The following is a 13140-nucleotide window of genomic DNA, read 5'->3' as shown; positions in this document are numbered from 1 at the left end:
CGAGAAAGAGACCCCCATGGCATCCAGTGAGCTGCGTACCGTCACCGTTCTCGCCGGAGGCATCTCGCACGAACGCGACGTCTCCCTCCGATCGGGGAGGCGCGTGGTCGACAGTCTCGTCACCCACGGCATCCAGGTCGAGCTCCGGGATCCCGACGCCGCATTGCTCGGGCACCTGACCGCATCACGTCCCGACGTCGTGTGGCCGGCCCTGCACGGAGCGAGCGGTGAGGACGGAGCACTGCGCGGCCTGCTGGAAGCACTCGACGTCCCCTTCGTCGGCAGCACGGCGGCAGCGGCGCGACTCGCCTGGGACAAGCCGACCGCGAAAGAGCTCGCCCGACGTGCCGGGGTCTCCACCCCGCGAGGCATCACCCTGTCTCACGACGCCTTCCGCGAGCTCGGCGCCGTCGGCGTGTTGGCTGCCATCGCCGAGGAGCACCCGGTGCCCGTCGTCGTGAAACCGGCACGGGGTGGCTCCGCCCAGGGCGTCACGGTCGTCGACGACATCGGTGCGCTGCCGCGGGCCATGGTCGATGCGTACACGTACTGCGACGACGTCATCGTCGAGCAGAAGATCACGGGTACCGAGGTCGCCGTCGGGGTCATCGACACCGGTGACGGACCCCTCGCCCTGCCTGCGGTCGAGATCGTGCCTCGTCAGGGCTTCTACGGGTTCGAGGCCCGCTACAACGCAGGGGAGACCACGTTCTACACTCCCGCACGGATGGACTCCGCGTCTTCCGAGGCTGCCGCCCGAGCCGCCGTGGCCGTTCACGAAGCCCTGGGGCTCCGTCACCTCTCCCGGGTCGACCTCATCGTCGACGCCGCCGGCACCCCGTGGTTCCTCGAAGTGAACGTCCTGCCCGGATTGACCGAGACGTCTCTCGTTCCGATGGCACTGGAGTCGGCCGGCTACGAACTGGGCATGTTCTACGCCGCCCTCGCCGAGAAGGCCGTCGCCGACCACCGTCACTGAGAAGCTCCCGCTCCTCGCCGCGCCACGCCACCCTCCGTTTCACGTGAAACGGTCCTGTCTTCAGAACCAGGAGCATCGGCTGATGAGCGTCGCGTCCCCGTGGCCGGACACGCCTGTTCGGCCAATCATGTGGCGCCTGATCCGTTGGTCTCAAGACATCCAACGAGACGACGACCCGGCCACCGCAAGACCAGCTGATTCATCGGGGACGGTCGGTGAACTCTGACGGAATAGGGTTCGAACCGGTCGCGACCAGCCCGATTGTCTTCGGCTGGGAGTCGTGACGACGATCTGATCGAGCCGCTTGGTCCTCTGACCCCTGCCGGCCTGCGTGTGTTGTGCCAACTCGAGATGACTCGAGGAACCCCGTCACCTGCCGTGACGCGGCGAGGACTTGCGTCGCCCCGTCGACACGACATCGTCCCTCTCGAGGACGGAAGTCCCCGCAGAGTTGGGGCAGAGTTCCGGATCACCTGGTTCAGCCTTCACCAGCTGGACGAGCAGAAGGATCCCCTCCACACGACGCCGGAGGCTAGGCCTGCAGCGAACGGGCACATTCGACTGTCATGTCATCTGGGGTCGCTTCGACGACCGAGCGAGCAGTGGGGTAGGCGCCTGAATACGAGGGGTTTCACGTGAAACACTCGCAGCACGCGGTCCAAGTCACTGACGATCTGCCTCGACAACAACAGCCCCTGCTCCGGGGAGCAAGGGCCGTCGATGTTTCACGTGAAACAGGCGACGCGCGGCGCCTGTGAACGCAGCGTCACTCCTCCTGCTCGTGTCCCAGCTGGCCGAGGATGCGATCGAGATCTTGCATGGAGGCGAAGTCGATCGTGATCGACCCCTTGCGAGCACCCAACGACACCTTGACACGGGTCTCGAACCGGTCGCCAAGACTCTCGGCCACCTCGTCCAGGTGAGCCTGGTGTTTGCCCGGGGTCGACGTCCGCGTGGATTTCGGCTTGGCACTCCCACCCGCGGCGATGGCCTCGGCTGCACGCACGCTGAGGTCTTCGTTGACGATGCGATCTGCGAGACGAGCCATGAGCACCGGGTCACCCGTGCTCAGGATGGCTCGGGCGTGGCCGGCCGTCAGGACGCCCGAGGCGACCCGGCGCTGGACGGCTGCAGGCAGCCTCAGCAACCTCAAGGTGTTCGTGATCTGCGGACGACTACGACCGATGCGAGTCGCCAACTCGTCCTGCGTGATGCCGAAATCGGCAAGAAGTTGCTGATAAGCGGACGCTTCTTCGAGTGGGTTGAGCTCCGCTCGGTGGAGGTTCTCGAGCAGGGCGTCGCGCAGCATCGCGTCGTCTGCAGTGTCCTTGACGATGGCGGGGATCGTCGCCAGACCCAGCTCTTTGGTCGCGCGGAGGCGTCGCTCGCCCATGACGAGCTCGTACTGCGCTGCCCCTTTGCCGCTCTTCTCGATCGGACGGACCACGATGGGCTGCAGCACACCGACCTCGCGGATGGACGTCACCAACTCGGCGAGCTCTTCGGCGCGGAATTCGGCCCGCGGCTGCTGCGCGTTCGGGGTGATGTCCAACGGGTTGAGGTTTGCCAGGCGCGCGCCCGGCACGGCGATGAGTTCGTCGGCCGTCTGCTGCGCCGTCGGGAAGAACACGTCGACCGGGCGGTCCTGGCTCTCGTCCGAGACGGGGATGAGGGCGCCGATGCCGCGCCCGAGTCCGGTTCGCTTCGTTGCCATTACTGGGGTGCTCCTCGACGTGCTAGTTCGGCGGCCGCCTCGAGGTACGAGATCGAACCGGGGGAGTTGGTGTCGTAGCTGATGACCGTCTGACCGTAACCAGGTGCCTCGCTGATCCTGACCGACCGCGGAATCAACGTGTTCAACGCCTCATCAGGGAAATGCTCGCGGACGTCGGCGACGACCTGCTGAGCGAGGTTCGTCCGTCCGTCGTACATCGTGAGCAGGATGCTCGACACCTTGAGCCTGGGGTTCAGGTGCTTCTCGATCAGCTGGATGTTGCGCAGCAGCTGGCTCAATCCTTCGAGCGCGTAGTACTCGCACTGGATGGGGATGAGCACTTCACTGGCGGCGACGAAGGCGTTGATCGTGAGCAGGCCAAGAGACGGGGGACAATCGATGAACACGTAGTCGTACCGCTCGCCGGCCTCCTCGGTGGCGCTGAGGTACTCGGACAAGGCTCTGCTCAGTCGCTGTTCACGAGCGACGAGCGAGACGAGCTCGATCTCGGCACCGGCGAGGTGGATCGTGGCCGGGATACAGAACAGCGTGTCGAACTCGGGACTCTTCTGGACGACGTCCGCGACCTCGCCGTCGTTCACCACGACGTCGTAGACGCTGGGCGTCTCGGCGCGGTGTTCCACACCCAAGGCCGTCGAGGCATTGCCCTGCGGATCGAGGTCGATCACCAACACCTTCGCCCCACTCCGCGCCAGGGCCGCCGAGAGGTTGACGGTGGTCGTCGTCTTCCCGACACCACCCTTCTGATTGGAAACGGTGATGACCCGTGTCTCGGCAGGGGAGGGGAGGGGCTCGCGCGACAGGGCCTGCTTGCGTCGATTCAAGTCGGCAAGCTCCCGAGCCAGGGGAGTGCTTCTGTCGTCGTCAGCCGAGGAACTCACTGAAGGGGTCTCCGTATCGCCATGTTTCACGTGAAACGACCAGCCCGGAGGTGTGACACCACGCCGCTCGCAAACGGCTCGGTGATCATCGGGGATCGAAGGCCGAGTCTATCGTCAGGCCCCGACAAAGACAGGGACCCCGCGTCCGCGTGCCCGACGAGACCTCGCACCCGCGGATCGTCCTGAACGACCAGTTAGGGCATAATCCCTGGTCAGCAGGCCCTCATGCTGAGTTTGACCGCTTGATCAGTCCAGAGTCGCGACGAAGACCCGGGTCGTCTCGTCGACGAGTCCGACGCCGAGCTCACGGGCCTCGACATCGATGAGGTGATGGCGGGCGATGACCTTGCGCGCAGCAGCGATCTCGTCGTCGACCCGCGCGCCCTTCATCAACAGCAGTTGTCCGCCGGTCTTCACCAGCGGGGCGGTCAGCGGGATCAACTTGGACAGAGCCGACACCGCACGGGCGGTCGCCTGATCGAGCCAACCGTCCAGCTGTACGTCTTCGGCACGGGCACGGACGACCTCGACGTTGTCGAGACCCATGCGCTCGGCTTCGGCCGTCAACCAGTCCACGCGTCGCTCCATCGGCTCGATCAGGACGAGCGTGGCGTCCGGGCGAGCGGCGGCGAGGACAAGTCCTGGCAGACCGGCACCCGACCCGATGTCGCCGACGCGGCCGGAGACCAACAGGGGCGCCAGCAGACCGCAGTTGACGACGTGGCGGGTCCAGAGACGCGGCAGCTCGAGCGGTCCGATCAGGCCGAGTTCTTCACCGTGCTGGGCGAGGTCGGCGACATAGCGGCGCACGACGTCGAGTCGGTCGCCGAAGATCGTCGCCGCGACGGCCGGCTCGACCTCGAGGGTCGACGTGTCGGTCATGTCGGTGCGCTCAGGGACGGGTGATGACGGTGTGACGGTCGCGGCCTTCGCCCTCGGACTCCGAGGTGAAGCCCCGCGCAGCCACGATGTCGTGGACGAGTTTGCGCTCGTAGGACGACATGGGCGGCAGGGCGGCCGACGTGGCACCGTCCTCGAGCTTCGCGACGGCGACGTCGACCAGACGACCGAGCTCGGTCTCGCGCGTGGCACGCGAGCCTCCGATGTCGAGGATGAGACGCGAGAACTCGCCTGTCTTGGTCTGCACCGCGATGCGCGTCAGCTCTTGAAGGGCATTGACCGTGTCGGGCTTCGACAGGACGCGCAGCTTCTGCTCGCCACTCGAGTCGACGGAGATGTACGAACGACCGCCGCGGACCTCGATGTCGATGTCGCCGTCGAAGTCGCAGATGTCGAGCAGTTCCTCGATGTAGTCGGCTGCGATGTCGCCCTCGTCGAGGACGTCGGCCGCGTCGTCCGAGGCGACCCGCGCCTCCTGGTCGTCGCTCGAGGCGACGGCACCGTCGTTCTCGGCGGCGGGCTCGACGATGTCGGTCGTGGAGTCGTCAGAGGTCATTTCTTGGGGCCGTTCTGCTTCTTGGAGCGGTTCTTGCCGACGGGCTGGGTGCGCTGGGTCGTCTTCGGCACGGCGGGCGCCGACTCGATCTCGGTCACGGTGATGCTGGGCAGGCCCTTGCGCTGCTGCTTGCGCGCGAGGCGCTCCTCACGCGCCAGAGCCGCCTCGCTGCCGGGCGTGGGCATGTTGCGGATGACCAAGAACTGCTGGGCCATGGTCCAGACGTTGGAGGTGAGCCAGTAGAACATGACGCCCAGGGGGAAGGACAGACCCGAGAAGACGAACACGAGGGGCAGGAAGTACAGGAGCATGCGCTGCTGCTTGAACATGGGGCTCGCCTTGGTCTCGGGCGACATGTTCTTGGAGACGATCTGCAGCTGCGTGATGAACTGCGACGCCGTCATGATGACCACCATGGCTCCGGCCATCAGGCGGACCTCCCAGGTGGTGGCACCGAGGAAGGTCTCTTTCAGGGGTGCACCGAAGAGCGCCGACTCACCGAAGGAGTTCGACAACGCCGAGTTCAGCAGGCCGATGCCCACCTTCTCTTGCTGGGCGTTGTGCAACACGGTGTAGAGGCTGAAGAAGATCGGCATCTGGATCAGCAGCGGCAGGCACGAGCTGAGCGGGTTGGTACCCGTGTCCTTGTAGAGCGCCATGGTCTCGCGCGACATGGCCTCGCGGCTGAACTGGTCGCGCTTGCCCTTGTACTTGTCCTGGATCTTCTTGAGCCGGGGCGCGATCTCCATCATGCGTCGCTGGCTCTTGATCTGCCGGACGAAGATCGGGATGAGGCAGGCCCGCACCACGAGGACCAGGCCGACGATCGAGAGCACCCACGTGCTGCCGGCCGCGGTGTCCATGCCGAACGCCGTGAGGACGTTGTGGAAGCCGACGAGGATCGCCTCGACGACCCATCTCAGGGGCCAGAGGATGGTGCCGATGAAGTCCATGGTGTTCGGGTCAGCCCTTTCCGTGGCTCTGTGCGACGATGCGGCCCGCCCCGACGAGTTCGGGGGTGGTGGTGCCGGATCGCGGTGTCACGAAGCCGGACTTCGTGACGCGGTACTTCTGTGTACGGGGCTCGGGGACGTCGTCGACGCCTCCGGCTGCCCAGGGGTGACACCGGGCGATGCGCCAGCTGCCCATGACCACGCCCCGCACGACGCCGTGCAGCTGGATGGCCTCGAGGGCGTACCGGGAACACGACGGGTAGTAGCGGCAGACGTCTCCGTAGAGCGGGGAGACGACGGCGCGGTAGACGCGGAGCACGAGGACGCACGCGTTGCGGGGAAGCAACGCGACGAACTGCACAGCTCTTGTCACGCTTTCACGCCCCTGTCGACGACCTCGGAGATGTCCGACAGCAGGGTAGACCACGCAACGTCGGGGCTGCCTGGCAAGGCTCTGATCACGACGTCGAGCCCCCGGGGGAGTGTCGGCAACATCTCGTGACAGACACCCTTGAGCCGACGACGGACCGTGTTGCGGACGACCGCGTTGCCCACGGTCTTGGCCACGATGAAGCCGAATCGGACCAGGTCGTCGTCACGACGACGGACGTAGACGACCGAATGCGCCGTGCCCGACTTGCGGCCACGGCGCACGGTGGTTCGGTAATCGTCTGCGCGGACGATCCGGTTGGCCCGGGCCAACACGGAGGTGGCTACGCCGAGAGCTCGGTGCGGCCCTTGCCACGACGGGCGGCGAGGATGGCGCGGCCGGCGCGGGTGCGCATGCGGGCACGGAAACCGTGCTTCTTGGCGCGACGACGGTTGTTCGGCTGGAACGTTCTCTTGCTCATGGTGGTCCTCCAGGAAAGCGGACCAGGCCTGTTGCCACGATCCGAGAAGTCTTGTACAGCCAACGCGGCTGAAATCAACTGATTAAAAGTACGCGTGATCGGAGCCGTGGTCAAACGGCGACTTCTGGAGGCGCTTGTCCACAGTGTTGAAAACTCCGGTTGCGGACTCCACACCCGGTCGAACTAAGGTGGGTACTTCTCGCGGTACTTCCGCGTGACGACGGGGAACACGCAGCGATCCCGGCCCGAACGGCGCCAACCGATCGGTGGAGAAAGCTGTGCATAACTCGTCCCGCACTCGTACCCTTCGAACACCGGCGGGTGAACGCGACCCGCACGCGGAGGCGGCCGGATCCGTCCGCTGCCGAACCGCGAGAAAGAGACTCCCAGTGGCGCACACCGTCGACCCGGTCCAGGACCTGTGGCGTTCCGTCCTCGCGACGCTGACGACCGACGACCGCATCACGCCGCAGCTGCACGGCTTCATCAGCCTCGTCGAGCCGAAGGGCGTGCTGGGCGGCACCCTCTATCTCGAGGTGCCCAACGACCTGACGCGGGGCATGCTCGAACAACGGATCCGTGAGCCGCTGCTCGAGTCCATCGCCGGACTGGGCGACACCACGGTCTCGAGCTTCGCCATCACCGTCAACCCCGACATCACCCCCGACACCCTCACCCAGCAGGTCGAGCAGTCGGAGCCGGTCCACTACATCGAGGCGCCCTTCGTGCCGGCGCCGGTCGAGACCAGCGCGAGCGGCAAGCGGAACGACTCCCGCCTGAACCCGAAGTACAGCTTCGACAACTTCGTCATCGGGGCGTCGAACCGGTTCGCCCACGCCGCGGCCGTCGCCGTCGCCGAGGCTCCGGCCAAGGCCTACAACCCGCTCTTCGTCTACGGCGAGTCGGGCCTCGGCAAGACCCACCTGCTGCACGCCATCGGCCACTACGCCGAGACCATGTACCCGGGCATCCGCGTCCGGTACGTCAGCAGCGAAGAGTTCACGAACGACTTCATCAACTCGATCGCCAACAACCGGTCGAGCCTCTTCCAGCAGAGGTACCGCGAGATCGACATCCTGCTGATCGACGACATCCAGTTCCTGCAGGGCAAGGACAGCACCCAAGAGGCGTTCTTCCACACCTTCAACACCCTGCACGACCACGACAAGCAGCTGGTGATCACCAGCGACCTGCCGCCCAAACACCTCACCGGCTTCGAGGACCGCATGCGGTCGCGCTTCGAGTGGGGCCTGATCACCGACGTGCAGGCTCCCGACCTCGAGACCCGCATCGCCATCCTGCGCAAGAAGGCGCAGAGCGAGAAGCTGCAGATCCGCGACGAGGTCCTCGAGTTCATCGCGACCAAGGTGTCGAGCAACATCCGCGAACTCGAGGGCACCCTCATCAGGGTCACGGCCTTCGCCAGCCTCAACCGCACCGCCGTCGACCTGGCCCTCGTGCAGACCGTCCTGAAGGACCTCATCACGCTCGACGAGGACAACATCATCGCGCCGGTCGACATCATCAACCACACGGCGGACTACTTCAAGCTCACCGTCGACGACCTGTACGGGTCGTCCCGCTCGCAGGCCATCGCCACCGCCCGACAGATCGCCATGTACCTGTGCCGTGAACTCACGAGCCTGTCCTTGCCGAAGATCGGTCAGCTGTTCGGCAACCGCGACCACACGACGGTCATGTACGCCAACAAGAAGATCAGCGAACTGATGAAGGAACGCCGGTCGATCTACAACCAGGTGACCGAGCTGACCAGCCGCATCAAGCAGGACACCCGCTACAAGTGACCGGTCGGCGGGCCAGGCCGGCCCGTCCGCCACGACCGTCCCGAACGGGCGCCGACCACGTGTCGGCGCCCGTTCGTCGTCCCAGGGGGCGCCGGACGCGTCTCGAGGGGCCCTGAGGAGGCACGTTCCACACAGTGTGGATAACTTGTGGAAACTCGTGGATAACCTCGACGACGTTGTTCACGGATCCGGGGGACCTGTGGGATCCCGCTCGGCGCGGACGACCACCCATCAGGATTCTTGTCATTCCGTTCCACACCCCGTCCACAAGTCACACGCGTGTAGTTCCGTTGAGGCACGGGGTTTTAAACAGGTTATCCACACTGTGCACAACGGTTAAGACTGTTAATCCTGATTACAAGAAATTGATGGAGAGACAACCTTGTGGATCGATCCGGGCCCCGGCCCTCGGCTTTCACCCACCGGAAGGGCGGACCCCGATGCTGTGCCACTATTAACCGGCCATCCACGAGAGCGAAGTCGATAGGGGTCCCCGCGTGAAGTTCCAGGTCAACCGTGACGTCTTCAGCGATGCGGTCTCCTTCGCCGTCAAGCTGCTGCCCCAGCGCACCACCTTGCCGATCCTCAGCGGTGTGCTGATCGAGGCCGACGCCGACGGGCTGACCCTCTCGTCCTTCGACTACGAGGTCTCGGCCCAGACGAGCATCCCCGCCGAGATCGACGAACCGGGGACGATCCTGGTCTCGGGCCGGCTGCTCGCCGACATCGCCAGCCGTCTCCCCAACGCACCGGTCACCTTCTCCACAGAAGAGAACCGCATCGCCGTCAGCTGCGGATCCGCGAATTTCTCCCTGCTGAGCATGCCGGTCGAGGAGTACCCGACCCTGCCCACCGTCGGCGACCGCTCGGGCGTCGTCCCGGGCGACTCCTTCGCCCTCGCGGTCTCCCAGGTCGCGGTCGCCGCGTCCCGCGACGACGTCACCCCGGTCATCACCGGAGTCCAGCTCGAGGTCAGCGAGAACGCCCTGTCGTTGGTCGCCACGGACCGCTACCGAGTCGCCGTCCGTGGCATCGAGTTCGACCCCGGCACCGTGGCCAGCACGACCACGACGACCGCACTCGTCCCGGCGCGCACCCTGCAGGAGGTCGGCAAGACCTTCGGCAACGCCGGCACCGTCTCGGTCTCGATCACCGGATCCGACGAGCGCGAACTCATCGCGTTCCAGGCGGACAACAAGACCGTCACCTCGTTGCTCATCAAGGGGAACTTCCCCCCGGTGAAGCGTCTCTTCCCCGACACCGTCGAGAACTACGCCGTGATCAACACGGCCGAACTCGTCGAGTCGGTCCGCCGCGTCTCGCTCGTGCTCGAGCGCGAGGCGGCACTCAGGTTCACGTTCACGATCGACGGCCTCACGCTCGAGGCCATCGGCAGCGAACAAGCGCAGGCGTCAGAGTCGATCGATGCGTTGTTGACGGGAGAGGACACGGTGGTCTCGTTGAAACCGCAGTTCCTCCTCGACGGTCTCGGAGCGGTTCATTCCGAGTTCGTCCGCATCTCCTTCACCAAGACGGAGAACCCGAACAAGCCCGGTCCCGTGCTGATCACCAGTCAGTCCTCGAGGGACCAGGCCGGTGCTGACAGCTACAAGTACCTGCTGCAGCCCAACCTCCTCCTGCGCTAAGAGCGCTCTGCACGCAACGGTGCCGCCTCCGGGCCCCACCGCCACGAACAAAGGATCCTCATGCACATCGGCCTCGTCGGTCTCGGCAAAATGGGCAACAACATGCGCGCCCGCCTGCGCGACAGCGGCATCGAGGTGACCGGTTACGACGCGAACCCCGCCGTCTCCGACGTCGCCAGCCTCGCCGAGCTCGCCACCACCCTCCCCGCCCCCCGCATCGTCTGGGTCATGGTGCCCGCGGGCGACATCACCGCCGGCGTCATCGAAGAGCTCTCGAACGAGCTCTCCGAGGGCGACCTGGTCATCGACGGTGGCAACTCGAAGTTCACCAGTGACTTCGCCAACGAGAAGCTCCTCGGCGGCAAGGGCATCAAGTACGTCGACGCCGGCGTCTCGGGCGGCGTCTGGGGCAAGGACAACGGCTACGGCCTCATGGTCGGCGGTTCCGCCGAGAACGTCGCCCTGGCGCAGCCGGTCTTCGACGCCCTTCGTCCCGAAGGCCCCCGCGAAGAGGGCTTCGTCCACGCCGGCGACACCGGCGCGGGTCACTACGCCAAGATGGTCCACAACGGCATCGAGTACGCGATCATGCAGGCCTACGGCGAGGGCTACGAGCTGCTCGAGGCCCGTAGCGATCTGATCAAGGACGTCACCGGCACCTTCAAGGCCTGGCAGCGAGGCACCGTCGTGCGTTCCTGGCTGCTCGAGCTCATGGTGCTCGCCCTCGAGGCCGACCCCAAGCTGGCCGAGATCTCGGGCTACGTGGAAGACAGCGGCGAGGGCCGCTGGACCCTCGAAGAGGCGATCAACCACGCCGTCCCGATGCCCGCGATCAGCGCTTCGATCTTCGCGCGCTTCGTCTCGCGTCAGGGTGAGGGTTCGCCGACCATGAAGGCCGTCGCCGCACTCCGCAACCAGTTCGGCGGCCACGCCGTCAAGAAGGCCTAGCGCCTCCACCGGCCCGCGTGCGAGTACTGCATCTCAGCCTGACGGACTTCCGCAACTACACGTCTGCCGAAGTCAGCCTCGCGCGCGGGCCGAACCTCTTCGTCGGCAGCAACGGCCAGGGGAAGACGAACCTGGTCGAATCCCTCGGCTACCTGTCGAGTCTCGGATCCCACCGGGTGTCGTCCGATGCCGCGCTCATCCGTCAAGGACGCGACTCGGCCGTCGTCCGGGCCCGGTTGCTCGCCGACGACCGCGAACTCCTGGCCGAGGTGCAGATCAACCGGTCGTCACCGAACCGTGCGCAGGTCAACCGTGGCGCCATCAAGCCTCGCGAACTGCCGCGTTACTTCACGAGCGTCCTCTTCGCTCCCGAGGACCTGGCGCTCGTCCGGGGCGAGCCCTCGGGCCGTCGGCGATTCCTCGACGAGTTGCTGGTGGCCCGGTCGCCCCGGTTCGCCGGCGTGCAGACCGACTACGACCGGGTGCTCAAGCAACGCAACACGCTCCTGAAATCGGCCCGCGCCTCCGGGGTGAAGGCCGGGCAGCTCGGCACGCTCGACATCTGGGACGAACGTCTCGTGGCCCTCGGCAGTGAACTCGTCGTCGCGCGCGACCGGCTCGCGGCGGACCTGGCCCCCGAGGTGGCTCGTGCGTACGCGGCCGTGGCCGGCGCCGACCACGCCGCGCGGTTGTCGACGGTCCTGAGCATCCGGGGCGCGACACCCGACGACGAGACGACCGCGGCCGAGGGGCCGACCGAGTCGATCCCCGCCGACGAGGTGCCCGAGGTCTTCCGCCAGGCGCTGGCCCGCGTCAGACCGACCGAGCTCGAACGGGGCCTGACGCTCGTCGGGCCGCACCGCGACGACCTCTTCCTCTCACTCAACGGGTTGCCCGCCCGGGGATACGCGAGCCACGGCGAGTCCTGGTCGTTCGCCCTCGCCCTCAAACTGGCTTCGGCCGCCGTGGTGCGGGTCGACTCGCCGACGGGCGACCCGGTGATCGTGCTCGACGACGTCTTCGCCGAGCTCGACGGATCCCGTCGCGAACGCCTGGCCGACGCGGTCGCCGACTACGAGCAGGTGTTGATCACGGCGGCGGTCGAGGGCGACGTCCCCTCACGGCTCAAGGCCCACACGGTCCGCATCGCCAAGGGGACGATCGTCGACGAGGCCCCCGTCGCCGGCGGCCCGGGTGACGGTTCGGTCGTCCCCGAGGCGGGCGACGACGTGCGGCCCCGTGAGGCCGACACCGAGGAGGCGCGGTGAGCGTCGACGACGCACCGCAGCCTCCGGCGTCCACGCCACCCGCGCCTCCTGAACCCGAGGCGCAGCCCGACAGCGAGGCCCAGCGGGTCTACCTGCGGTTCCGCCGGGTGTTCGGCGACCCCAACTCGCGGTCGCGCGACGCCCGCAAGCGCAAGTCGATCAAGCTGGGCTCGCCGAGCCAGCCGTTCGGCACCGGACGCGAGCCCCGGGGGATCGCCGACGTGCTGTCGGCGGTCACCAACGAACTCGGCTGGAACAGCCCGTTGGCCCAGTCCGAGCTGATGACCGCCTGGCCCGACATGGTGGGCGCCGAGTTGGCCGGCCACTCGGATCCGGTGTCGATCGACGACGGCACCCTGACCGTCCAGTGCGACTCGACGGCCTGGGCGACCCAACTCCGGTTGATGCGCACGCAGGTCACGACGACCATCGTGCAGAGGTACCCGGACGCGGGCATCCAGTCGGTGCGTTTCCTGGCACCCAACGCCCCGACCTGGAAACGCGGCCCCAGATCGGTTCCAGGGCGGGGCCCTCGCGATACTTATGGTTGACGAGGGTGAATCGTCCAAGTGCGGCGGGAAAATCCGTCTGAGGGCGGATTTCGCCCCGCGACGGACG

The 13140-nt window shown here is 66.5% G+C and carries 14 protein-coding genes; 6 read left to right on the top strand and 8 right to left on the bottom strand.

What is annotated here, in order from left to right; translation table 11 throughout:
• The first annotated feature begins 16 nt into the window (after window positions 1-16).
• The gene (locus SZ60_RS09170; RefSeq protein WP_043595314.1) at window positions 17-979 is read left to right on the top strand and encodes a D-alanine--D-alanine ligase; all 963 of its coding nucleotides are present in this window, start codon (window positions 17-19) and stop codon (window positions 977-979) included.
• Between the two features lie 766 nt (window positions 980-1745).
• Here the strand turns inward: SZ60_RS09170 and SZ60_RS09165 are convergent.
• From SZ60_RS09165 to rpmH, 8 genes are all read right to left on the bottom strand, one after another.
• Entirely contained in the window at window positions 1746-2693 is a 948-nt protein-coding gene (locus tag SZ60_RS09165; protein WP_043595313.1) for a ParB/RepB/Spo0J family partition protein, read from the bottom strand.
• A complete protein-coding gene (locus SZ60_RS09160; RefSeq protein WP_043595312.1) occupies window positions 2693-3625 on the bottom strand; it encodes a ParA family protein in 933 nt (310 codons plus the stop codon). The genes SZ60_RS09165 and SZ60_RS09160 overlap by 1 nt, the downstream gene beginning before the upstream one ends.
• Before the next feature lie 216 nt (window positions 3626-3841).
• A complete protein-coding gene (gene rsmG / locus SZ60_RS09155) occupies window positions 3842-4477 on the bottom strand; it encodes a 16S rRNA (guanine(527)-N(7))-methyltransferase RsmG (protein WP_043595310.1) in 636 nt (211 codons plus the stop codon).
• 10 nt (window positions 4478-4487) lie between these two features.
• A complete protein-coding gene (locus SZ60_RS09150) occupies window positions 4488-5051 on the bottom strand; it encodes a R3H domain-containing nucleic acid-binding protein (RefSeq protein ID WP_082060006.1) in 564 nt (187 codons plus the stop codon).
• On the bottom strand, window positions 5048-6004 hold the full coding sequence (gene yidC / locus SZ60_RS09145; protein WP_043595308.1) for a membrane protein insertase YidC: 957 nt from the start codon (window positions 6002-6004) through the stop codon (window positions 5048-5050). Before yidC ends, SZ60_RS09150 begins: the two co-directional genes overlap by 4 nt.
• A gap of 10 nt (window positions 6005-6014) precedes the next feature.
• Window positions 6015-6377 (bottom strand): membrane protein insertion efficiency factor YidD, encoded by a 363-nt coding sequence (gene yidD / locus SZ60_RS09140; RefSeq protein ID WP_043595307.1) that lies wholly within the window; start codon window positions 6375-6377, stop codon window positions 6015-6017.
• Window positions 6374-6709: a ribonuclease P protein component gene (gene rnpA, locus SZ60_RS09135; protein ID WP_043595305.1), complete on the bottom strand. Its 336-nt coding sequence runs from the start codon at window positions 6707-6709 to the stop codon at window positions 6374-6376. The genes yidD and rnpA overlap by 4 nt, the downstream gene beginning before the upstream one ends.
• An 8-nt stretch (window positions 6710-6717) precedes the next feature.
• Complete coding sequence (rpmH, locus tag SZ60_RS09130; RefSeq protein ID WP_043595303.1) at window positions 6718-6855, bottom strand: 50S ribosomal protein L34; 138 nt, start codon at window positions 6853-6855, stop codon at window positions 6718-6720.
• 389 nt (window positions 6856-7244) lie between these two features.
• Here rpmH and dnaA point away from each other — a divergent pair, with 389 nt between their 5' ends.
• From dnaA to SZ60_RS09105, 5 genes are all read left to right on the top strand, one after another.
• Window positions 7245-8660 carry a chromosomal replication initiator protein DnaA gene (gene dnaA, locus SZ60_RS09125; RefSeq protein WP_043595301.1) on the top strand — a complete coding sequence of 472 codons (1416 nt, stop codon included), beginning with the start codon at window positions 7245-7247 and terminating at the stop codon, window positions 8658-8660.
• 497 nt (window positions 8661-9157) lie between these two features.
• The gene (gene dnaN / locus SZ60_RS09120; protein ID WP_043595299.1) at window positions 9158-10306 is read left to right on the top strand and encodes a DNA polymerase III subunit beta; all 1149 of its coding nucleotides are present in this window, start codon (window positions 9158-9160) and stop codon (window positions 10304-10306) included.
• A 60-nt stretch (window positions 10307-10366) separates the two neighbouring features.
• Window positions 10367-11254 (top strand): phosphogluconate dehydrogenase (NAD(+)-dependent, decarboxylating), encoded by an 888-nt coding sequence (gnd, locus tag SZ60_RS09115; RefSeq protein ID WP_043595297.1) that lies wholly within the window; start codon window positions 10367-10369, stop codon window positions 11252-11254.
• A gap of 17 nt (window positions 11255-11271) precedes the next feature.
• The gene (recF, locus tag SZ60_RS09110; RefSeq protein WP_082060005.1) at window positions 11272-12522 is read left to right on the top strand and encodes a DNA replication/repair protein RecF; all 1251 of its coding nucleotides are present in this window, start codon (window positions 11272-11274) and stop codon (window positions 12520-12522) included.
• On the top strand, window positions 12519-13073 hold the full coding sequence (locus tag SZ60_RS09105; protein WP_082060004.1) for a DUF721 domain-containing protein: 555 nt from the start codon (window positions 12519-12521) through the stop codon (window positions 13071-13073). Before recF ends, SZ60_RS09105 begins: the two co-directional genes overlap by 4 nt.
• The last annotated feature ends 67 nt before the right edge of the window (window positions 13074-13140 follow it).

The organism is Frigoribacterium sp. MEB024 (assembly GCF_000878135.1).
Lineage (GTDB): Bacteria > Actinomycetota > Actinomycetes > Actinomycetales > Microbacteriaceae > Frigoribacterium.
The sequence above is the reverse complement of the archived record's forward strand: the minus strand, read 5'-3'. Positions and strand labels throughout refer to the sequence as shown.

Excerpts from the sequence above, each read along its gene's own strand:
- SZ60_RS09170 (WP_043595314.1), top strand. The coding sequence starts at position 17 with ATGGCATCCAGTGAGCTGCGTACCGTCACCGTTCTCGCCGGAGGCATC.
- rsmG (WP_043595310.1), bottom strand. The coding sequence starts at position 4,477 with ATGACCGACACGTCGACCCTCGAGGTCGAGCCGGCCGTCGCGGCGACG.
- gnd (WP_043595297.1), top strand. The coding sequence starts at position 10,367 with ATGCACATCGGCCTCGTCGGTCTCGGCAAAATGGGCAACAACATGCGC.
- yidC (WP_043595308.1), bottom strand. The coding sequence starts at position 6,004 with ATGGACTTCATCGGCACCATCCTCTGGCCCCTGAGATGGGTCGTCGAG.
- SZ60_RS09150 (WP_082060006.1), bottom strand. The coding sequence starts at position 5,051 with ATGACCTCTGACGACTCCACGACCGACATCGTCGAGCCCGCCGCCGAG.
- SZ60_RS09165 (WP_043595313.1), bottom strand. The coding sequence starts at position 2,693 with ATGGCAACGAAGCGAACCGGACTCGGGCGCGGCATCGGCGCCCTCATC.
- rpmH (WP_043595303.1), bottom strand. The coding sequence starts at position 6,855 with ATGAGCAAGAGAACGTTCCAGCCGAACAACCGTCGTCGCGCCAAGAAG.